General features: G+C 56.8%; 21 protein-coding genes and 1 tRNA gene. 13 read left to right on the top strand and 9 right to left on the bottom strand.

What is annotated here, in order from left to right:
- Positions 1-45 precede the first annotated feature (45 nt).
- The 7 genes from PG1C_RS07255 to PG1C_RS07285 all read left to right on the top strand — a co-directional run bounded on the left by PG1C_RS07255 (position 46) and on the right by PG1C_RS07285 (position 5,337).
- The gene (locus tag PG1C_RS07255; RefSeq protein ID WP_202636839.1) at positions 46-549 is read left to right on the top strand and encodes a hypothetical protein; all 504 of its coding nucleotides are present in this window, start codon (positions 46-48) and stop codon (positions 547-549) included.
- 167 nt (positions 550-716) lie between these two features.
- The gene (locus PG1C_RS07260) at positions 717-1,340 is read left to right on the top strand and encodes an HD-GYP domain-containing protein (RefSeq protein ID WP_237218323.1); all 624 of its coding nucleotides are present in this window, start codon (positions 717-719) and stop codon (positions 1,338-1,340) included.
- A gap of 18 nt (positions 1,341-1,358) precedes the next feature.
- Positions 1,359-1,598 (top strand): DUF2933 domain-containing protein, encoded by a 240-nt coding sequence (locus PG1C_RS07265; protein ID WP_284431806.1) that lies wholly within the window; start codon positions 1,359-1,361, stop codon positions 1,596-1,598.
- A complete protein-coding gene (locus PG1C_RS07270) occupies positions 1,595-2,254 on the top strand; it encodes a methyltransferase family protein (protein WP_202636842.1) in 660 nt (219 codons plus the stop codon). The genes PG1C_RS07265 and PG1C_RS07270 overlap by 4 nt, the downstream gene beginning before the upstream one ends.
- Complete coding sequence (locus PG1C_RS07275) at positions 2,251-4,590, top strand: heavy metal translocating P-type ATPase (RefSeq protein ID WP_202636843.1); 2,340 nt, start codon at positions 2,251-2,253, stop codon at positions 4,588-4,590. The genes PG1C_RS07270 and PG1C_RS07275 overlap by 4 nt, the downstream gene beginning before the upstream one ends.
- A gap of 133 nt (positions 4,591-4,723) precedes the next feature.
- Positions 4,724-4,942, top strand: coding sequence for an AbrB/MazE/SpoVT family DNA-binding domain-containing protein (locus tag PG1C_RS07280; RefSeq protein WP_202636844.1), 219 nt, complete (start codon positions 4,724-4,726; stop codon positions 4,940-4,942).
- Complete coding sequence (locus tag PG1C_RS07285; protein WP_202636845.1) at positions 4,942-5,337, top strand: PIN domain-containing protein; 396 nt, start codon at positions 4,942-4,944, stop codon at positions 5,335-5,337. Before PG1C_RS07280 ends, PG1C_RS07285 begins: the two co-directional genes overlap by 1 nt.
- Before the next feature lie 280 nt (positions 5,338-5,617).
- Here PG1C_RS07285 and lnt read toward each other — a convergent pair whose 3' ends face one another.
- The 5 genes from lnt to PG1C_RS07310 all read right to left on the bottom strand — a co-directional run bounded on the left by lnt (position 5,618) and on the right by PG1C_RS07310 (position 9,637).
- The gene (lnt, locus tag PG1C_RS07290; protein WP_202636846.1) at positions 5,618-7,198 is read right to left on the bottom strand and encodes an apolipoprotein N-acyltransferase; all 1,581 of its coding nucleotides are present in this window, start codon (positions 7,196-7,198) and stop codon (positions 5,618-5,620) included.
- Positions 7,195-8,040, bottom strand: coding sequence for an HlyC/CorC family transporter (locus PG1C_RS07295; protein ID WP_202636847.1), 846 nt, complete (start codon positions 8,038-8,040; stop codon positions 7,195-7,197). Before PG1C_RS07295 ends, lnt begins: the two co-directional genes overlap by 4 nt.
- A gap of 2 nt (positions 8,041-8,042) precedes the next feature.
- Entirely contained in the window at positions 8,043-8,489 is a 447-nt protein-coding gene (gene ybeY / locus PG1C_RS07300) for an rRNA maturation RNase YbeY (RefSeq protein WP_202636848.1), read from the bottom strand.
- Entirely contained in the window at positions 8,470-9,375 is a 906-nt protein-coding gene (locus tag PG1C_RS07305) for a PhoH family protein (protein WP_202636972.1), read from the bottom strand. The genes ybeY and PG1C_RS07305 overlap by 20 nt, the downstream gene beginning before the upstream one ends.
- Positions 9,376-9,560: 185 nt before the next feature.
- Positions 9,561-9,637: transfer RNA gene (locus PG1C_RS07310), tRNA-Arg, on the bottom strand.
- A gap of 149 nt (positions 9,638-9,786) precedes the next feature.
- Here PG1C_RS07310 and PG1C_RS07315 point away from each other — a divergent pair.
- From PG1C_RS07315 to PG1C_RS07325, 3 genes are read left to right on the top strand one after another with little or no spacing between them, the layout of a single operon-like run.
- Positions 9,787-10,764 (top strand): ABC transporter permease, encoded by a 978-nt coding sequence (locus PG1C_RS07315; RefSeq protein WP_202636849.1) that lies wholly within the window; start codon positions 9,787-9,789, stop codon positions 10,762-10,764.
- Between the two features lie 7 nt (positions 10,765-10,771).
- Positions 10,772-12,283 carry an ABC transporter permease gene (locus PG1C_RS07320; RefSeq protein WP_237218324.1) on the top strand — a complete coding sequence of 504 codons (1,512 nt, stop codon included), beginning with the start codon at positions 10,772-10,774 and terminating at the stop codon, positions 12,281-12,283.
- The gene (locus tag PG1C_RS07325; RefSeq protein ID WP_202636850.1) at positions 12,280-14,307 is read left to right on the top strand and encodes an ABC transporter ATP-binding protein; all 2,028 of its coding nucleotides are present in this window, start codon (positions 12,280-12,282) and stop codon (positions 14,305-14,307) included. Before PG1C_RS07320 ends, PG1C_RS07325 begins: the two co-directional genes overlap by 4 nt.
- On the opposite strand, the gene PG1C_RS07330 is transcribed toward PG1C_RS07325, so the two are convergent.
- Both PG1C_RS07330 and gloB read right to left on the bottom strand, forming a co-directional pair.
- Positions 14,304-15,629: a transglycosylase SLT domain-containing protein gene (locus PG1C_RS07330; RefSeq protein ID WP_237218325.1), complete on the bottom strand. Its 1,326-nt coding sequence runs from the start codon at positions 15,627-15,629 to the stop codon at positions 14,304-14,306. The two genes, PG1C_RS07325 and PG1C_RS07330, sit on opposite strands and share 4 nt — an antisense overlap.
- Before the next feature lie 167 nt (positions 15,630-15,796).
- Complete coding sequence (gene gloB, locus PG1C_RS07335) at positions 15,797-16,591, bottom strand: hydroxyacylglutathione hydrolase (RefSeq protein ID WP_202636852.1); 795 nt, start codon at positions 16,589-16,591, stop codon at positions 15,797-15,799.
- 24 nt (positions 16,592-16,615) lie between these two features.
- On the opposite strand from gloB, the gene PG1C_RS07340 reads away from it, so the two are divergent.
- Genes PG1C_RS07340 through dnaQ form a run of 3 tightly spaced genes read left to right on the top strand, consistent with a single transcriptional unit; the run spans position 16,616 to position 18,478 of the window.
- Entirely contained in the window at positions 16,616-17,347 is a 732-nt protein-coding gene (locus PG1C_RS07340; RefSeq protein ID WP_202634183.1) for a class I SAM-dependent methyltransferase, read from the top strand.
- The gene (gene rnhA, locus PG1C_RS07345) at positions 17,344-17,781 is read left to right on the top strand and encodes a ribonuclease HI (RefSeq protein WP_202634184.1); all 438 of its coding nucleotides are present in this window, start codon (positions 17,344-17,346) and stop codon (positions 17,779-17,781) included. Before PG1C_RS07340 ends, rnhA begins: the two co-directional genes overlap by 4 nt.
- A gap of 4 nt (positions 17,782-17,785) precedes the next feature.
- On the top strand, positions 17,786-18,478 hold the full coding sequence (gene dnaQ, locus PG1C_RS07350) for a DNA polymerase III subunit epsilon (protein ID WP_202634185.1): 693 nt from the start codon (positions 17,786-17,788) through the stop codon (positions 18,476-18,478).
- Between the two features lie 309 nt (positions 18,479-18,787).
- On the opposite strand, the gene PG1C_RS07355 is transcribed toward dnaQ, so the two are convergent.
- Together PG1C_RS07355 and PG1C_RS07360 are read right to left on the bottom strand one after the other, a co-directional pair.
- A complete protein-coding gene (locus tag PG1C_RS07355) occupies positions 18,788-19,642 on the bottom strand; it encodes an alpha/beta fold hydrolase (RefSeq protein WP_202634186.1) in 855 nt (284 codons plus the stop codon).
- 13 nt (positions 19,643-19,655) lie between these two features.
- Positions 19,656-20,723, bottom strand: coding sequence for a serine/threonine protein kinase (locus PG1C_RS07360; RefSeq protein WP_202634187.1), 1,068 nt, complete (start codon positions 20,721-20,723; stop codon positions 19,656-19,658).
- Positions 20,724-20,729: the final 6 nt, after the last annotated feature.

A 20,729-nucleotide genomic window follows, 5' to 3' on the forward strand; every position in this document is an offset into this window, starting at 1 on the left:
ACCTTTTCGTTGCCGGTAACGGCAACACCTTCCCAGGAGACACACATGAAGAAGACTCTAAGTGTTATCGCAACATCCATGATGCTGGCGTTTGCCGTTCACGCCGAAGACGCGCATCACCCCGAGCAAAAGACCGATGCGACCGTTGCCAAGGCGGCTGACCAACCCAGTGTCACCAGCGGCGAAGCAATCAAGAAGATGCAGGGCAACGTGAAAAAAATGCGTTCCCAACTTGATCGCATCGGCAAGGCCAAGAGTGATGAGGAGCGGCAGAGGCTGATGGCCGAGCATATGCAGACCCTGCGCGAGAACATGATGGCCGCCAAGGGCATGATGGGTGAAGGCGCGGCCTGCTCGATGATGAAGGGTGGGAAAGGCGGCATGGCCGGCATGGGTATAATGAAGGATCAGGGTGGCGAAGGCTCCGGGCATGACGCAGGGATGGAGCGCATGCAGCAGATGGAAAAGCGCATGGACATGATGCAGATGATGATGGAACGCATGATGCAACACCAATCGGGTAGCGACGCCATGTCCGAGAAAAAATGAGGAACGCCCCACGGCTCGCGTCGCGCAAGCCGTTGTGATTTCATTGCGGCAAGATCGCCATGAGCCAATCGCCCGTATGCTCCCGTTGCGGCACAGCGCTCGGTGACCGGCTCTTCGTCCGGCAGGGCGAGGCGTGTTGTTGCGAGAGCTGCTTTCTCGACAGTCGATTGCCATCCGGGCGAATGCGGGCTGACGATATTTATATCGGTTTCGTCGAGGCGCTGACGGAAACGCTGGACCTCCGCGAACACGAAACGGGTCTGCATTCGAAGCGGGTCGCCTGTCATACCCAGGTGCTGGCGCGCCGCTTTATCGACGAGTCGGAACGACTGCGCCAGATCACCTGGGGTGCGCTGCTCCATGACATCGGGAAAATCGGGATTCCCGATCACATCTTGCTTAAACAGGCGGCGCTAACCGGCGACGAGTGGCGGGTAATGCAGACGCACACGGACATGGGCTACCGTATCGTCGGTCACTTGCCAGGAATGGCCGAAGCTGCTGATCTCGTTCGCTGCCATGAGGAACGCTTCGATGGCACGGGCTATCCATGTGGGCTGCGAGGGGCGTCCATTCCGCTGGGCGCGCGCCTGTTCGCCGTGATCGATACCCTGGACGCCATGACATCGGATCGTCCGTATCGTCAGGGAGTGTCCTTTGACGTGGCCAAGCAGGAGATCGTGCGGCTGGCGAATGTGCAATTCGATCCGTTGGCTGTTGAAGCTTTTCTCGCCGAGGAGGCTATTCTGCGTGAAATGGTGGCGCTGAAATGCGGCCCGAAAGAGCGATGAAGCAAAGGAGACATGGCAATGGAGAACCATAAGCATGAGATTGAGATCAAGCCAATGGAACGGCGGCCGAAAATTGCCTGGATCGTCTTCGCCGCGATCGCCGCTTTCTACCTGTGGACTGAACATCGCGCCCATTTGCTGGGTGTCCTGCCCTTTCTGCTGTTGCTGGCTTGCCCGCTGATGCATCTGTTCATGCATGGTGGCCACGGGCGCGGTGAAGGAGATCAGGGGCATCAGGATAAGGGAGGCAATAAGTGAGCGAGAGCATCCCCGCCTATGGACTCTGGTCCCTGGTACTGCTCAATTCGGCAGTCTTCATCATCTTCGCCTTCAGCTTCTACAAGCCGAAGAGTTCTCGCGACTGGCGCAGCTTCGGCATGTATTCGGCCTTCATCGTCGCCTTGTTCACCGAGATGTATGGTTTCCCGCTGACCCTTTATCTGTTGTCGGGCTGGCTGGCGCAGCATTTCCCCGGCGTCGACTTTCTCTCCCACGATGCTGGTCATCTGCTGGAAGTGATGTTCGGCTGGCGCGCCAATCCGCACTTTGGCCCCTTCCACCTGCTCAGCACCGCGTTCATCTTTGGCGGCTTCTGGCTCTTGGCCTCGGCCTGGAACGTGCTCTATCACGTCCAGCGCGAGCATCGCCTGGCGACCACCGGGCCGTATGCACGTATCCGTCATCCCCAGTACGTCGCTTTCGTCCTCATCATGTTCGGCTTCCTGTTGCAGTGGCCAACACTCGTCACTCTCGTCATGTTTCCGATTATGGTCGCCGTTTATGCGCATTTGGCCCGGCGCGAGGAGCAGGCGGTGATCGATGAATTCGGCGATACTTACCGGAACTACCGGATGAAAACCCCGGCCTTTATTCCCCGCTACAACGCCACATCTGACCAAGGAAAGCCATCATGAATCATGTACATCAGCCAACCCATCAGCATGAGCCTGAAGATCACCCGGCTGCCGCCGGGGAAAACAAGGACCCGGTGTGCGGCATGACTGTATCGCCGGACGCAACGATTGCTTCCGATTATCAGGGCAGACGCTATCTCTTTTGTGGCACCAAGTGCAAAACCAAATTTGATCTGGCACCGCAACATTATTTGCAAAAAGCGTTGCAACCGGCAGAATCTGAAGTAGCCATCGAAGGCGCGATCTACACCTGCCCCATGCACCCGGAAATCCGTCAGCCGATGCCTGGCACCTGCCCTAAATGCGGTATGGCATTGGAACCGGAGATGCCTACGCTAGACGATGAAGAGAATCCTGAACTGACCGACTTCCGCCATCGGTTTTGGTGGACGCTGCCGCTGACCATCGTCGTAACAACCCTTGCCATGGCCGGGCATAGTCTGCCATTGCTGACACCGCAAAACCAGAGCTGGGTCGAGTTGATCCTGTCGTCGCCCATCATTCTCTGGGCGGGCTGGCCGTTTTTCGTGCGTGGTGTGCAATCGGTCATCACGAGCAATCCGAACATGTGGACGCTGATCGGTTCGGGCACCGCCGCTGCCTATTTTTACAGCGTGGCAGCCACGGTGGCACCGGATATTTTTCCCGCATCCTTTGTTTCCCATGGCCGGGTTGGCGTGTATTTCGAGGCGGCTGCGGTGATTATTTCCTTGACGCTGCTCGGCCAGATATTCGAGCTGAAGGCGCGCTCGCAGACTTCGGCGGCAATCAAATCTCTGCTCGGCCTGGCACCCAAGACCGCGCGACGCATTGGCGATGACGGTAGCGAGGAGGATATCCCGCTAACCCATGTGCATATCGGCGACCGGCTGCGGGTGCGGCCCGGCGAGAAGGTGCCGGTGGATGGCATGGTCGAGGAAGGCGAAAGCGCGGTGGATGAGTCCATGCTCACCGGAGAGCCGATTCCCGTCTCCAAGCAGCCGGGTGACAAGCTGATCGGGGCAACGATCAACGCCAATGGCAGCCTGATCATGCGCGCCGAAAAAGTCGGCTCTGCCACCACGCTGGCGCAAATTGTGCAGATGGTCGCACAGGCGCAGCGCTCGCGGGCGCCCATGCAGCGGCTGGCTGATGTGGTGGCGGGCTATTTCGTGGTAGTGGTCATGATGATCGCGGTGCTCACTTTCTTCGGCTGGGGTTTCTTCGGCCCCGAGCCGAGCTGGGTATATGGCCTGATCAACGCGGTCTCGGTACTGATCATTGCCTGCCCCTGCGCGCTTGGTCTGGCAACGCCGATGTCCATCATGGTGGCGACCGGCAAGGCAGCCACGGCTGGCGTGCTGTTCCGCGATGCTGCGGCGATTGAACAATTGCGCATTATCGACACGCTAATCGTGGACAAGACCGGCACGCTGACCGCCGGCAAGCCGGCTTTTCACCGGGCTATAGCCGCCACAGGTTGGAGCGCAGACGAAGTACTGCGCATGGCCGCCAGCATCGACCAAGGCAGCGAACATCCGCTGGCCCACGCCATTGTCAGTGAGGCGCTGCGGCGGCAACTGGTGCTGAATAAACCCGAGGGCTTTGAATCCAGCTCCGGCATCGGTGTGCGCGGCCAGATTGCAGGCAAGACGGTGATCCTTGGCAACACCGCACTAATGGAAGATGAAAAAGTTGCTGTGACAGACCTCGCAGAAGCGGCTGAAACCCTGCGCACAGAAGGCGCCAGCGTGATGTATCTGGCGGTGGACGGGCATCTGGCTGGTCTGGTGGCTGTGGCCGACCCCATCAAGGAGTCAACACCGGAAGCACTGGCGGGACTCAAGGCTGCCGGCATTCGCGTCATCATGGCGACGGGCGACGGCTTGACTACGGCGCGTGCGGTGGCTTCCCGTCTTGGCCTCGACGAAGTGCATGGCGAGGTCAAACCGCGCGACAAGGTGGACCTGGTAGCACGTCTGCAGCGCGAAGGGCGCAAAGTTGCCATGGCGGGCGATGGCATCAATGATGCGCCAGCGCTGGCGCGTGCCGATGTCGGCATCGCCATGGGCACCGGCACCGATGTGGCCATGAACAGCGCCCAGGTGACGCTGGTCAAAGGCGATCTGCGCGGCATCCTGCGGGCGCGGGCACTCTCCCTCGCCGCCGTGGGCAACATGCGCCAGAACCTGGCCTTTGCCTTTCTCTACAACGCACTGGGCATTCCGCTGGCTGCCGGGGTGCTCTATCCCTTCACCGGTTTGCTGCTCTCGCCGCTGATCGCGGCCGTCGCGATGAGCTTCAGTTCAGTATCGGTCATTTCGAATGCGCTGCGTTTGCGTCGGGTGAGAGTATGAACGCTTTGTTGGCTGAGTGCTGACCATCCGCTCCCGGCGATTAAGAAGAAGACGTCCAGATCGGGTCACTGACCATTGCCTTTTCTTTCAATCCTTACTATACTTTCATTGGTAAGGAAAAAAGGAGTTTGCAATGCCAACAGATGCCACACTCACCAGCAAGGGCCAAACGACAATACCCAAAGAAATACGGGATAGTCTTGGCATGAAGCCAGGGGATCGGATGACCTTTACGTTAATGCCGGATGCCACCGTAGTTATGCGGGTGAAGAGCAAGAGTGTCACCGAGCTTGCGGGCATGCTGCACAAGAAGGGCCGCAAGCCCGTTTCTATTGATCAGTTGTCGTTCTGATGCTCGGAATCGACACCCATGTTCTCCTTCGTTTTCTGGTTCGAGACGACGATGCTCAGTTTGAGAAGGCACGCAAGCTGATCAAGCGTGAAGTTGCCGCAGGGCGTCGCGTTTTCGTGAGCCAGTTGGTTCTCCTGGAAAGCGAATGGGTGCTGCGCAGCCGATATGGTTTGCCGAAGAATCAGATCATAGAAGTCATTTCGGGCTTGCTGGATGCGACTGATGTCCAGTTTGAGGATGAGCCTGCAATAGAGGGAGCCATTTTTGTTTGGAGGGACAGTGCTGCCGATTTTGCCGATTGCCTTATCGGTGCTCAGAACCGGAGACTGGGATGTCGGGCGACGGCGACCTTTGACGTGAAGGCATCCCAGTTGCCGGGCTTCATCGCTGCCTGACAATCAGGGGGCAAGCCGCACGATTGGCTCCACATAGTGGTTGCTGGCAAGGCAAATGAAGTCAACCGTCGATATTCAGCCGGTCATGTTCAGCACGCACGGCTGGATTCTTCACCATCTTGGCGACCATTTTTGCGTGCGACATGATTTCGTTTTTCGGCAATCCTGCGTTCATTGACTGGTGTCTTCTGCGACTGTTTAACGCAGGTAGCAATGCAACATGACGATCTGGCGACCGACTAGCGTGCAATAGAACACGCGGGCAATACGCCTGAGGCAATCAACCGGTGGATGATACGGCGTGGCGGCGATTTGCCCTCCGTACGGCGGGCAGGCAGGCAAGCGCAGCCAGCACAAGGGCGAGCAGATTGCCCCAGCGCGCATAAGGCGTCAGGCCACTGTAACCCTGTGCGGTCACCATCAGCGCGGCGGTGGTGAAAGGCGGCAGCACAGCAGTTACGATGCCGTTGGGCGCAATCATCGCCGTCATGCCGGTGTTGGTGGCGCGCAGCATGGTGCGGCCGGTCTCTAAAGCGCGCATCTGGGCGATTTGCAGGTGTTGCGGTTGCGCCAGGGAATCGCCAAACCAGGCGGTGTTGGAGAGATTGACCAGCAGCGTGGCGTGAGGCAAAGCGTTGAGTAGTTCTTCACCAAAGAGATCTTCGTAACAGATATTGGGCGCGATATGTTGCTCGCCCAGAACCAGGGAGGGTTGCTGTGGCGACCCGGCGGTAAAGCTGGACATGGGGATTTTTGCGAGCTGAAAAAACCAGGAAAATCCTGGTGGCGCATATTCGCCAAAGGGCACCAGATGCCGCTTGGCGTAGGCGCTGGCTTGTCTGGAGGCGCCCAGCGACGGGTTCAAAGATTCAAAAAAAGTCGGCGCTAGCAACACGGCGCCATTGGCATAACCGCCGTCTTTTGTGGCGATGGGCGCGCCGATCAAAGCTGCGCCGTGGCGCGTAAAGCCTTGTAGCACATCACGCGGCACTTCGTTAAACATCAGGGGCAGGGCGGTTTCGGGCAACACGGTGAGCGCGGCGGGATGTTGTTGCGCGAGTCGTGTGTAAGTGTCGATGGAGAGCATCAAGCGATTCGGGTCCCACTTCAAACTTTGCGGCACATTGCCTTGCAACAGCGCAACGGTGAGTGGCGCACCCACTGGATGCGTCCAGTCCATCTGCCGCAATAAGGCGCCGCTGGCGAAAAGTAGGGCGATGGCCAACCATGCCAGCAGCGGCTTGCCGCGTGTTGCGATGAGCACTGCGCTCAGGCTGCCGATCAGGGCAACGATAAAGCCAACACCATACACACCGAGCACCGCGCCCCAGCCAGCCAGCGGGCTGGACGGACTTTGCGCATAGCCGACAGCGAGCCAGGGAAAGCCGGTGAACACCGTGCCGCGCAGCCATTCGGTGAGCGTCCATAGGCCAGCAAAAAGGAGCGCGCAGCGCCAGGGCGCGGTGCGCTGTTGCCAGCGTGCAAAAAGCCCACCGGCAAGGGCAGGGAAGAGGGCGAGCGTTAAGCAGAACAGCAGGGTAGCCAGAGCAGCCAGTGGGGCAGCCATACCACCAAACTCGCTCAAGCTGACATATACCCAGGACACGCCGGTGAGAAAGCAACCCAATCCCCAGCTCAAACCTAGCAGTGCGGCTTGCCGTGGCGAAGCGGTGCGCTGCCACAGCATGAATAATCCCATTAGAGAAAAAGTCGGCGCTGGCCAGACGCCGAAGGGCGCAAAGCCTGTGGTGCATAGCGCACCTAGAAAGAAGGCCAGAAAGGGGATTGTCAAGCCCTTGGCCAGCAAGGTGGAAACGCGCGAGGCAACGGGGTCAGTCTGCAACGCGTTGCGGCCTTTCATTCTTCGGTAACAGTGAGCGGCAAGCCTTTTTGCGGATCGACCAGCAGGGTATGAACACGGCGGCTATCGGCACGCAGAATTTGAAAGCGCAAGCCTTCGATGTCGATGACTTCATTGCGTTTGGGTAGCCGTCCGAGATGATGGATGACCAGGCCGCCGACGGTATCGAAATGTTCGTCAGCATAGTGCGTGCCAAAAGCGGCGTTGAAATCCGCGATTTCGGTAATGGCTTTGACACGGTAGCTGCCGCTGTTGTCGAGCACGATGGTGCCTTCGGTTTCATCGAAATCGTATTCGTCTTCAATGTCGCCCACGATCTGCTCGAGTACATCTTCAATAGTCACAATACCTGCCACGCCGCCATATTCATCAACCACGACCGCCATGTGGTTGCGCGAAGCGCGAAATTCGCGCAGCAGCACATTCAGGCGTTTTGATTCGGGGATAAAAATTGCGGGCCGCAGGCTGCCGCGCAGATCAAACTCTTTATCGGAAAAGTGATGCAGCAGATCTTTGGCCAGCAAAATACCGATCACATCGTCTTTGCCTTCGCTGATGACGGGAAAGCGGGAATGGGCGGTTTTTACCACCAGCTCGATGATCTTTTCAGGTGGGTCGTTGATTTCAACCACATCCATTTGCGCACGCGGTACCATGACGTCACGCACTGGCATATCGGCGACGGAGAGAGCGCCTTCGATGATGGAGAGCGCATCGGCATCCATTAGATGACGTTCGAAGGCGTTATGCAGCAAATGCAGGAGTTGTTCGCGGTCTTCAGGTTCGCGCATCAAGAGCGAAGAAAGACGTTCAATAAAGCTCGGTCGACTGGAAGGGTCCATAGTTAACAGTAAGGATCGGGATAGCCCAGGAGGCTTAAAATTTCACGCTCGCGGGTTTCCATGAGGACTGCATCCGCAGCACTGGTTTCATGATCAAAGCCTTGCAGATGCAGCATACCATGCACGATGAGATGTGCGAAGTGAGCTTCAGGCTGCTTGCCCTGTTCAGTTGCTTCACTCATCACCACTGAGGAGCAGACGACCAGATCGCCGTTAAGAATTGGCTCATGCTGGTAAGGAAACGACAACACATTGGTGGCGTAATCTTTGCCGCGCCAGTGATGGTTGAGGGCTTGGCCCTCCGCAATATCAACAAAACGAATAGCGACTTCGGCCGGCAAGGTGCAGGCCGCACGAACCCAGCGCCGCACCTGGGCGCGCGTAGGCGTGCCCTTTTTGCCCCCGGGATATTGCACCGCCAGGTGAAGTTCAGGCAATTGCCGCGTCATGTTTCTCGTAAGCCTTCACGATGCGTGCGACTAAAGGGTGGCGCACAACATCTGAAGCATCAAATTCCGTGAACGCCAGGCCGCGTACATCTTTAAGAATGCGTTGCGCTTCAATTAGGCCGGATTTTTGTCCCCGGAGTAGATCGATTTGCGTTATATCACCCGTGATAACTGCCTTGGCGCCAATGCCTATGCGGGTGAGGAACATTTTCATTTGCTCTGGTGTGGTGTTCTGCGCCTCGTCAAGGATAATAAACGCATGATTTAACGTGCGCCCACGCATGTAGGCCAAAGGGGCAATTTCAATGTGCTGGCGCTCTACCAGCCTGCCTACTTTTTCAGCACCCATGAGATCAAAGAGTGCATCGTAGAGCGGCCGCAGGTACGGGTCGATTTTTTGCGACAGATCACCCGGTAAAAAACCAAGGCGCTCGCCAGCTTCCACTGCGGGACGAGTCAGGATGATGCGATTTACCTGGTCGCGCTCGAACGCGTCAATGGCGGATGCAACGGCCAGATAGGTTTTCCCCGTGCCGGCCGGCCCGATACCAAACGTAATATCGTGCGACTGGATATTTTGGAGATAGGCCACCTGATTTTGCGTGCGGCCATGCAGGTCAGTTTTTTTTGTTAAAAGCCCGGAGTGAGGCAGAACACTGTCACCGGGGTTGTTGGCAATCTCGATCAAGCCGAGTTGTAGTGTGTCAAGCAAGAGGGGTTCACTTGCCAATTCGTAGAAATGATGCAGCGCTTTTGCTGCAAGTTGCGCCGCTGCCTGGTCCCCGCGGATTTGGCAATGCTGCCCACGGCGGGCAATGGCGACATTGAAGCTGGCTTCAATCTGGCGGATGTTTTCATCCAGCGGGCCACACAGGTTTTGCAGCATCTGGTTGTTTGGCGGCTGCAAAGTAATAGCAAGATGGCGCGGCGGGGTATTCAGAACCTGTACTCTCGCATGATGAGACGCTTTAAGCTACGGTGAGCAATGTAGTTTTGCCCTTGGTCTGTCGCTAGACTGTCGCTTAGCAAATATCGAGAAATGCTGATGTTTATCAGCATTTCTCATCTAATTGGTGCGCCCGGAGAGATTCGAACTCCCTACCCCTTGGTTCGTAGCCAAGTACTCTATCCAGATGAGCTACGGGCGCTAAAGAGGTAAAGATTATACGCAGGAAATTGAAAAATTTGGCGACTATTTGATGCTTCAAGGTGAAAAACGGGAAAGGTGTGCGCTTGACCGGGTAGTGCCACAGTCAACGCATCGCCAAGCTGAAGGGGCGGTGTATATTTCGCCCCGATGCTTGCCTACATCATCCGTCGTCTGTCATATGCCGTGCCGATTTTGCTCGGAGTGAATCTGATCACCTTCGTGCTGTTCTTTGTCGTCAATTCGCCAGACGATATGGCGCGTATGCAACTAGGGATCAAACGCGTCACGCCCGAGGCGATTCAAAAATGGAAAGCCGAGCGGGGCTACGATCAGCCGCTGATCTGGAATGCTGCCGCGACAGGCACATCGCACTTAACAAAAACGGTATTTTTCAATAAATCGATGCGCATGTTTGCGGGCGACTTTGGCCGTGCGGATGATGGTCGTGATATTGCCAGCGAAATCAAAAATCGGGCGGGGCCCAGCTTGGCCATCGCATTGCCGACCTTTATTCTCGGACTGGGTGTGGCGATTGCCTTTGCCTTGTTGCTGGTATTTTTTCGCGCCACGCGACTGGATTTTTTCGGGGTCGTGCTGTGTGTTGCCATGATGTCTGTTTCAGGCCTGTTCTACATTATTGGCGGCCAATGGCTGGTTGCCAAAGTGTGGCACTGGGTGCCGATTTCAGGCTATGCCACGGGGCTCACTGCGGCTAAGTTTCTTGTTCTGCCTGTCTTGATTGGCGTGATTGCCGGGTTAGGCGCTTCTGCACGCTGGTATCGCACGATTTTTCTGGAAGAGATCACCCGCGATTACGTGCGCACCGCCCGCGCCAAAGGCGTGTCTGAATCTGCGGTGCTGTTTCGCCACGTGTTGCGCAATGCCATGATTCCGATTCTGACCGGTGTGGTGGCGGTGATTCCCACGTTATTCATGGGCAGCCTGCTGACTGAATCATTCTTTGGTATTCCGGGGTTGGGCAGTTACACCATTGAAGCGATTAACGCGCAGGACTTTGCTGTGGTGCGCGCGATGGTGTTTATTGGCTCGGTCCTTTACATCCTTGGTTTGCTGGCCACGGATATTTCTTACACTCTGGCTGATCCACGGGTGAGTTTGCAATGAGCTTGCAATGATGTCACTGCCATTTCAAGTCGTTGTGCTGTGGTCTGATGCTTTGTTTTTCGGGCTGATCGCAGCGGTTGCCCTGCTGGGCATGTGGGCGCAGCGACAAGCGCCGTTGCGAAAATCCTGGGCGCGGGTGGCCACCGATCAGGTCGCGATGGTTTCCGCCACCATTCTGGCCGCGTTTTTGCTGGTGGGCGTGCTGGATTCATTGCATTACCGCGCCCGGCTGGATGCATCTCCCGGCCAGGCTGAGCCACAAAAAATCAACTATGCCGTCGAGGTAAATTCTTTACTGGATGTTTTACTTGCGCCGTTGCGATTACATTCCGAGAAAACCTATTCGGCACCGCTGGCAACGCATTTGTTTTCCAAAGAGCCTTTGCCCGGATCGATTGAGCGTGGTTTTCCACGGTTGGCATGGGGTGGGTCTCATCTGGGCAGCGCGCTGGCGCATCAAACAATCGACATCGTGCAACGGTGCGTATTGGGTGCGGCAGGGGGCTTGCTACTCTGGCTGGGGGTGGTGTCATTGATGCGCCTTCGCTTTAGGCGGCAACACCGTGGGCTGGAAACTTCCGCAAAATTCGAAAACCCGGCAAAAGTCGGCGCTGGTGATACGCTGCAACGCTTTGAATCTGACCGTAGGGAATGCAGAGCCGACCGTAGGAAGTGCCGAGCCGTCTCTGGAAAGCCCCCTCGCAAGGCAGCAAGCCATGCCACGCTAATTACCTTGCTGGTGTTATTTTTATTCACGGGCATCACCATTGCACTGGGTAGCGGCTATCACGTGTTGGGTACAGATAAAGTGGGTCAGGATGTGCTTTATCTTTCGCTAAAAAGCATACGCACTGGTTTACTGATTGGGTCGCTCACCACGCTGGTGATGCTGCCTGTGGCGGTGCTGCTGGGCATTCTGGCAGGCTACTTGGGCGGCTGGGTGGATGATGCGATTCAATATTTATACACCACGCTGAATTCCATTCCCGGTGTGTTGCTCATTGCCGCAGCGGTGCTGATGATGCAGGTGGTGATCGATACCCACCCGGATTGGTTTGCCACGTCGGCTGAACGAGCCGATGCGCGGCTGTTGGCCTTATGCCTGATTCTTGGCATGACCAGCTGGACGGGGTTGGCGCGTTTGCTGCGCGGGGAGACGCTCAAGTTGCGCGAGCTTGAATTTGTTCAGGCGGCCCGTGCTTTTGGGGTAAGCCATGTCGCCATCATGCAGCGCCATATCCTGCCTAATCTGATGCACATCGTTCTTATTGCCCTGGTAATGGATTTTTCCAGCCTGGTGCTGGCCGAAGCGGTGCTCTCGTATGTGGGTGTCGGGGTTGATCCGGCGACTATCTCCTTTGGCACCATGATCAATGCCGCGCGCATGGAACTAGCACGCGACCCCATGGTGTGGTGGTCTCTGGCGGCGGCATTTACCTTTATGTTCATTTTGGTGTTGGCGGCAAACCTGTTTACCGATGCCGTGCGTGATGCGTTCGACCCAAGGGCCGCAGCATGAGTTTGCTGGTGGTCAGCAATCTGGTGATCGACATTGGCGCTGCACGGCCGGTGGATGGCATTTCATTCTCGATTGAGGCGGGCGAATGCTTTGCGCTGCTGGGTGAATCTGGCTGCGGCAAATCGATGACGGCATTGGGCTTGATGCGTCTTTTGCCACCCGGCGCGCGTGTGAGCCAAGGGCAGATTCAGTTTGCCGATACCCAATTGCTGGTTTTGCCGGAAAACCGCATGCGGCAGGTGCGTGGCGGGGGTATCGGCATGATTTTCCAGGAGCCGGCAACCAGCCTGAATCCAGTGATGCGTATTGGGCATCAGATCGGTGAAGCGCTTGCCCTGCATGAGCAGCTGCAGGGTATGGCAGCGCGTGCCCGCGCGATTGAATTGCTCACTCAGGTGGGCATTCCTGACCCCGTGCGGCGATTGAATGAGTTCCCTTTTCAACTTTCCGGTGGCATGAAGCAGCGCGTGATGATCGCCATGGCCTTAGCCGGGCGGCCCCGCTTGTTGATTGCTGACGAGCCGACGACGGCGCTGGATGTCACGATTCAAGCCCAAGTGCTGGATGTGCTGGATGCGTTGCGCCGAGAGCAAGGCATGGCCGTCTTGTTGATCAGCCATGATCTGGGTGTGGTGGCGCGCATGGCCGATCGGGTGGGTGTCATGTATGCCGGCCAGCTGGTAGAAGAAGCGCCGCGCGCGCAGTTTTTCGCGCATCCTGCGCATCCCTACTCGGTACGACTGTTTGCCGCGTTACCTGATCCGACGCGACGGGGCGGGCAACTGGCCACCATACCCGGCAGTGTTCCCCCGGCGGATACGCGCTATACCGGGTGTCGCTTTGTTGATCGGTGCACCGAGGCGTTACTGCAATGCCGCGAGTCTGCTCCTGAGTGGCGGGTGGTTCATGCGGATCAGAAAATGCGGTGTGTTCTTGAGCGCTCATCCCATACAGAAAAACACAACACGAAAAAAGTCGGCGCTGGTGATACGGTGACCGGGGCAAATCAGGGAACGATCGTTCCACCGTCTTTACTCTCTTTGCCCCCGTTGCTCACCGTCAATGATCTGCGTGTGCATTTCCCTATTCGTCGTGGCGTGTTGCGGCGCACGATAGGTCACGTGCGTGCGGTGGATGGTATCTCGCTGCAACTGCAGCCCGGGCGTACTTTGGCACTGGTGGGTGAATCCGGTTGCGGAAAAACGACCGCGGGTAAGGCAATACTTCAGTTGGTGTCGCCAACGGCGGGGCAGGTGCATCTGAAAGGTCGGTCACTGAGGGGTTTGTCAGCCAGTGAATTGCGTCCGTTGCGCGCGCAGATGCAGATGATTTTTCAAGACCCCTTCGCCTCACTCAACCCCCGCATGCGGGTGGGCGACATCATTACCGAAGGTATTCGTGCATTGGGCTTAACGGCGGGCCTGCCAACGGGTATGCAAGAAAATGCGGCGCAGCGCGTCAATGAGCTGCTGGTACGCGTGGGCTTAGCGGCCGAGATGGCGAGCCGCTATCCCCATGAGTTTTCTGGTGGTCAGCGGCAGCGTATTGCCATTGCCCGCGCACTGGCTGTTAACCCGTCATTATTGGTGTGCGATGAGCCCACCAGCGCGCTGGATGTGTCGGTGCAGGCGCAAATACTGAATCTGCTGGCGCAGTTGCAGCGCGAACACCAGCTGGCTTTTTTGTTTATCACCCACAACATTGCCGTAGTGGACTATCTGGCGCATGAAGTCGCTGTGATGTATCTCGGCCGAATTGTCGAGCGCGGTACCACCGATGAAGTTTTGCGCCATCCCCAACACCCGTACACCCAGGCATTGCTGGCCGCTGTGTTACCCGTGCATGGGCCGGTTGCCGCTATGACACGACTCACCGGCGAGATGCCATCGGCCGCTCGACCACCTGGAGGATGTCATTTTCATCCGCGCTGCCCACACGCCGATGCGGTATGCCGCACAACCGATCCGGCTGAAGTCATGCTCAGCGCGACGCATGGCGCGCGCTGTTTGAAAATAACGGGTTAACGGCGCGCTTTCTTTTTGCCCGTGGGTTTGCTCGTGGATTTGCCCGATTTTCTAATGCTGACAGAGACGCGATGGCCTTTTGCAACTGATTTTTTAGCGCCGCTTCTTGCGGCCACAGCGCCACGCTTACCCGTTTTTTTGCCATGTACTTTGTGTTTGGATGATCGTCTTGAGCTGACGTGCGGTTCATTCTCTTCTGCTCGGGCGCTTAAATCATCACTGATCACTGCGCCTTTGCCAGGAACGAGTAAGCCGAACCCGGGGTAAATTTTCGAGCGTCGGCTCAGGCCATTGAGTTGCTTGAGATAAGCCACACTTATTCCGTAGCGGCGGGCGACGGTGTTCAGTTTTTCACCTCTGGCCAAGGTGTGCGTGCGCCATGCGGAAAGCGGCTTGTCTTGCGCTTCATGATCGTGCAAATTATCGAGGAATATTTTGACTTTATCGCTAGGTATCACCATCGGGCTGTTGGCGCTATCAGGCATCACCGGGCGGTTGTAGGCCGGATTGAGGGCAAGAAACTCTGTCACAGGTATTTCTGCCAGGCGCGCAGCCAGGGCGATGTCCATGTCGCCATTGCGTTCAATCACCTGAAAGTAAGGGTGGTTAGGAATCGGGTCGAGCGTAAAGCCAAAGAGCGCGGGGTTTGCCACAATGTTTTTGATGGCTTGCAGCTTGGGCACGTAATAGCGCGTTTCGCCCGGCATGCTTAAGTGCGTGTAATCCGTTGGTAAACCTTTGGCCTGATTTTTAGCGATCGCCCGCCCCACCGCTCCTTCGCCCCAATTGTAAGAGGCCAGCGCCAACTGCCAGTCGCCATGCATTTCGTAGATGTACTGCAGATAGTCGAGCGCGGCTTTGGTTGAGGCAATGATGTCACGACGCTCATCGAACCAGGCATTTTGCTTGAGGTTGTAATTTCTCCCAGTCGAGGGAATGAACTGCCAGATGCCCAGGGCGCTGGCGGGGGAGCGCGCTTGCGGGTTATAGGCGCTTTCGACGATAGGCAGTAACGCAAGCTCAGTCGGCATGCCGCGTTTTTCAAGTTCAGTCACGATGTGATACAGGTAGCGTCGGCTACGATTAAACACGTTGCGCAAAAAATCCGGGCGATTCAAGTACCAGGCCTGACGATCCGCCACCAGCGCGCTATCCAGGTCAGGCATGGCGAAGCCGTTACGCACGCGTTGCCATAAATCGTCTGGCGGGATCGTGAGATCAACGGTTGGAATGCGCGGCAGATCATCTTGAATTTCCTGCACTGGCGGAGGGAGCAACGCCGGACTTGGGGTTGCTGTGTCCAGTGTGCTCAATGTGCTCAATTTGCTGTCATTGCTGAGTGTCACCGAGGGTACTGGTGGCGCTGCCTGTGCATGGCTAACAGCTACAGGCAGCGAAAGGATAAGAAAAATGAATAGTGATCGCATCAATTCAAATAATAAAAAAATCCGGAAAATTGGCAGCCTTAGTGCATGAGCATAAGGATTGCCTAGAAATGGTTCTTCCATTCGCGGATGGCGGTAAAAGTTTCCACCGCATCACGTGGCGAGTAACCGAGTCGCGCAGCCGCCGCGGCACGCACGGCGGGCGCGTCTGAGCGCAAAAAGGGGTTGGTTTCCAGTTCCAGATCAATGCGCGTTGGCACTGTAAAACGGCCGGCTGCGCGAATGGCCGCGACGTCTTTGCAACGTTGTTGAATCGCCGGGTTATCCGGCTCTACTGCCAGGGCGAAGCGCAAATTGGCCTGGGTGTACTCATGCGTGCAATACACAAAAGTCGGCGCTGGCAACACGGCGAGTTTGTTCAGCGAATCATACATTTGCGCCGGTGTGCCTTCAAACAGGCGCCCGCAACCGGCGGCAAACAAGGTGTCGCCGCAGAATACCGCCCCCGCCTCACCAATGTCTGAGCCATAATAGGCGATATGTCCTAGCGTATGGCCGGGCAGGGTAATGACATCAAATTCACAGTCAATTTCAGGTAATTGAATATGCTCACCCCCGCGCAAAGAGTGCGAAACTTCGGCAATATTTTCGCTGGCAGGGCCGTACACTGGCACGGGGTGATGGGCGATAATTTCCGCGATGCCGCCAATATGGTCTGGGTGATAATGCGTGACCAGCACGGCGCATAAGCGCTCACCTGTTTGCGCCAAATACTCGCGCACAGGGGTAGCATCACCTGGGTCGACGACAGCAACCTGGCCCGCGTGACGCAGCACCCAGATATAGTTGTCGGTAAATGCTGGCAGGGCAATGATTTCAACCGCCGATTTTTTAATCATGGTTTCATCTTTCACTTAATTAAAATGTCAATTCAAGGTCTTGAAGCGTGGCTGGAAACCCCGGCAGGCCGTTATGTGCTGGACTGGGAGCAGAAAAAACATGATCTGCTGGTGACCAATGTTTTTGGCTTTAATGCCGTGCAACTCTCGCTGCCGCGTCATGATTTCTTGCGTACCAACCGCATGCCACTGCGCTTTCGTTGCGATGATGGGCGATATGCCGGTTCCGCAGAAATACTCGCTGACCTCCATTATCTGCCATTTGCGACCAATAGTCTTGATCTTGTCGTGCTGCCGCACACGCTGGAGTTCGATGCGTATCCGCATCGAGTACTGCGTGAGGTTGAGCGCGTGCTCGTGCCTGAAGGGCAGGTGATAATCACCGGTTTTAACCCATTAAGCCTGTGGGGATTGAAACGCAAGACCACGCGACAAAAGACAGCTCCGCCTTGGCGCGGAAATTATCTTAGTGTACCGCGCTTGAAAGACTGGCTCACTTTGCTGGGTTTTGAAATGCAAACCGGTGCATTTGGCTGTTATGCCCCGGCAGTGACGCAAGAAAAATGGCTGCATCGGTTTCGCTTTATGGAAGCCGCAGGCGACCGCTGGTGGCCTATTGCGGGCGCTGTGTATATTGTTCAGGCAGTCAAACGCCAGCACGGCATGCGGCTTATCATGCCCGCCTGGCAAGACCGCAAAGCACGCGCCAAAGCCTTGGTGAGCGTCGCTCGAAAAGTGGAGAAAGCAGATCAATGATAGATATTTTTACCGATGGCGCTTGTAGCGGAAACCCTGGCCCCGGCGGCTGGGGCGCGATTTTGCGTGTGGATGAAGAAGAAAAAGAGCTTTTTGGTGGTGAAGCGCAAACGACCAATAACCGCATGGAAATGATGGCGGTGATCGAAGCGTTAAAAGCGCTCAAACAACCTGTCGCCTTGCGTGTGCATACCGATTCGCAATATGTGCAAAAAGGCATCAGCGAATGGATCCACAACTGGAAACGGCGCGGCTGGAAAACGGCTGGCAAGGAACCGGTGAAAAATGCCGACCTGTGGCGCGAGCTGGATCAACTGGCAAGCCAGCATACGATTGAATGGATCTGGGTCAAAGGGCATGCCGGCCACGTCGACAACGAACGCGCCGACGCGCTGGCGCGGCGCGGTGTTGAACTCGTCCGTGCGGGGAAATAAACCCATGCGCAAAATTATTCTGGATACAGAAACCACCGGCCTGGACTTTCGCACCGGCGATCGCCTCGTTGAAATCGGTTGTGTTGAAATGATCGGTCGTCAGTTAAGCGGCGTGCGTTTTCATCGATACCTCAACCCCGAGCGGGAAGTCCCTCCCGGGGCGACGGCTATTCATGGGCTGACCACGGAGTTTCTTGCGGATAAGCCAAAGTTTGCAGAGATAGTTGATGAGTTCATGGATTTTGTGCGCGGGGCTGAAATCATTATTCACAATGCCGCCTTTGACGTGGGGTTTTTGAACAACGAGCTTGCATTACTGCAAAAAGAGCGTATCGAGCAGCTCAGCCACAGCGTGACAGACACCCTGCGTATGGCGCGTGAGATGCGGCCGGGGAAGAAAAACAACTTGAATGCACTGTGCAGCGAATTCGGCATAGACAACGCCAGCCGCACGCTGCACGGCGCCTTGCTCGACGCCGAACTGCTGGCCGAGGTATATCTCGCCATGACCCGCGGTCAGAATTCACTGACCATGGATTTTGCCGCACCAGCTGCCAGCATGACGACAACCGGGATAAGCGAGCGGCCACCGCTCAAGGTGCTGCGCGCTAGCGAGGCCGAACTAGCCGACCATGCGCGCGTGCTAGCGGATATTGGCAAGGAAAGCAAGGGCAAGTGTCTTTGGCGCTTGTCATGAAAACGGGTATGGCGTTTAACCCAATCAACATAAACTTGCTCGGTGCGAATACTGTAATGTTTCACCCGCAGCTTGCCATGTGCCTGTTCGAGTAATTTTGCAGGCGTAGGCAGGGTGGTTTTGTCGGTGATTTTGGAGTGTCACTAAATTAACTAACTAATAAATTTTAATGAGTTATATATTGTGTCTGACCCCATTTTCTTCCATTTTCTGCAACCCAATTTTCTGCCCCAGATGAAGGAAATGTCGGACCATCTCAGGCGCGTCAAAAAAGCGGCGTGCCCCTTAACTTCACATTCAGGCCGGGAACTAACGCAGCAGAAAATCCCGCACCGGGGCGATTTGCGCATCGTCCATCAGCACCGGCGCATGGCCAACGCCGGGAATTTCGATGAGTTGTGCGTGCGGGCCGCGCTGGGTCATGGCTTGCGCGGTTTGCGGCGTCAGCAGGTCGGATTGTTCACCGCGTAGCAGCAGGGTGGGGCAGGTGATGGCGTCGAACAGCGGCCAGAGCTCGACATCCTTGCCGCCGCTGAGTTGCTGCCCTTGGCGGTAGGCTTGCGCGATGCCGGGGTCATAGACGAATTCGATTTTTCCATCTTTCGCTTCGCGCACGGCATGCACGGTCAGGTGTCGCCATTGGGTATCGGTGAGCGGGCCAAACGGTGCAGAAACTTTGCGCACATAGGCTTCGGCTTCTTCGATGCTGTCAAAGCGCGGCGGCGTGCCGAGATAATCGCCAATGCGCGCTAATGAAACCGCACTGACGACGGGGCCGACGTCGTTCAGCACCAGCCGTCGAATCGGATTGCCGGGCTGCGCGGCGAGCGCCATGCCGATCAGTCCGCCCATCGAGGTGCCGAGCCAATCGATGGTTTCCACGTTCAGCCGGGCCAGCAGCGTGACCATGTCGGCGCAGTATTGGGGCATGACGTAAAGCGATTTGTTAGCCAGCCAGTCGCTCTTGCCACGGCCCACGACGTCGGGGCAGATCACGCGGTAGTCAGCCTCTAACGCTTGCGCCAGAAAATCAAAATCGCGTCCGTTGCGCGTCAGGCCATGCACGCAGATGAGCACTCTGGGGTTGTGCGCATCGCCCCATTCAACATAGGCCATGTGGTGGAAACCTGCGGTGCTGAGACAGTTCACCTGACCTTCACGCATGGTCATTTTCCTTTCATCGTTTGAATCCGTTTCTGGACATGATTAGCGCCGGTTCCTGCATGCGGGCGATTTGCTCGCGCAGTTCAAGAATACGCTCTTCCCAATAACGGTTGGTCGCAAACCACGGGAACGCGGCCGGAAATGCCGGGTCGTCCCAACGCCGCGCCAGCCAGGCGGAATGATGCAAGAGGCGCAGGGTACGCAGGGCTTCGATCAGATGCAGCTCGCGGTCATCGAATTCGCGGAACATTTCATAGCCGGTCAGCACATGCCGAAACTGCTGCCCCATGTCTTCGGCATCGCCTGACAACAGCATCCATAAATCCTGCATCGCCGGCCCCATGCGGGCGTCGTCGAAGTCGACGAAATGAGGACCACCCTGCGGGCTGCCGGATTTGCCAGACTCACCCTGCTCATCGAGCTCGCCCGGCGTCCACAATACATTACCGACATGGCAATCGCCATGCAAGCGGAGTTGCTGCACTTGACCGGCGCGTGAAAAGCAATGGCACACCCCGTCCAGCGCCTGATCAGCCACGCTCTGCCAGACGGATTTCAACTCCGGCGGTAGCGTCTGATTGGCCAGCAGCCAGTCGCGCGGTTCGATGCCGAAGCTTTGCATATCGAGCGTTTCGCGGTGAATAAACGGCTCACGTTCGCCGACCAGATGAATGCGCGCCATCAGGCGGCCCATCCATTGCAGCACCTGCGGCTCGCAAAATTCCGGTGCACGGCCACCTTGGCGTGGATACACCGCGAAGCGAAAAATGGAATCTGTTTTGGGGTCGGCATGCGTGAACAGCGTTTGTCCATGGATGACCAAAGGTGCGACGACAGGCAGCTCGGCTTCCAGCATGGTGGCGACAAACGCATGTTCTTCGGCAATTTGCGCGTCAGACCAACGCCCCGGCCGGTAAAACTTGACGATCAGCGGTGCGCTGTCTTCAATGCCGATCTGCCAGACGCGATTTTCATAACTGTTGAGCGCCAGCAAGCCGCCATCGCAACGGAAGCCGACACTTTCCAGCGCATCAAGAATGCACTCCGGCGCAAGGCCGGCAAAGGGGAGGGCGGGCGACATCGGGCG

It is taken from the genome of Rugosibacter aromaticivorans, assembly GCF_000934545.1.
Lineage (GTDB): Bacteria > Pseudomonadota > Gammaproteobacteria > Burkholderiales > Rhodocyclaceae > Rugosibacter > Rugosibacter aromaticivorans.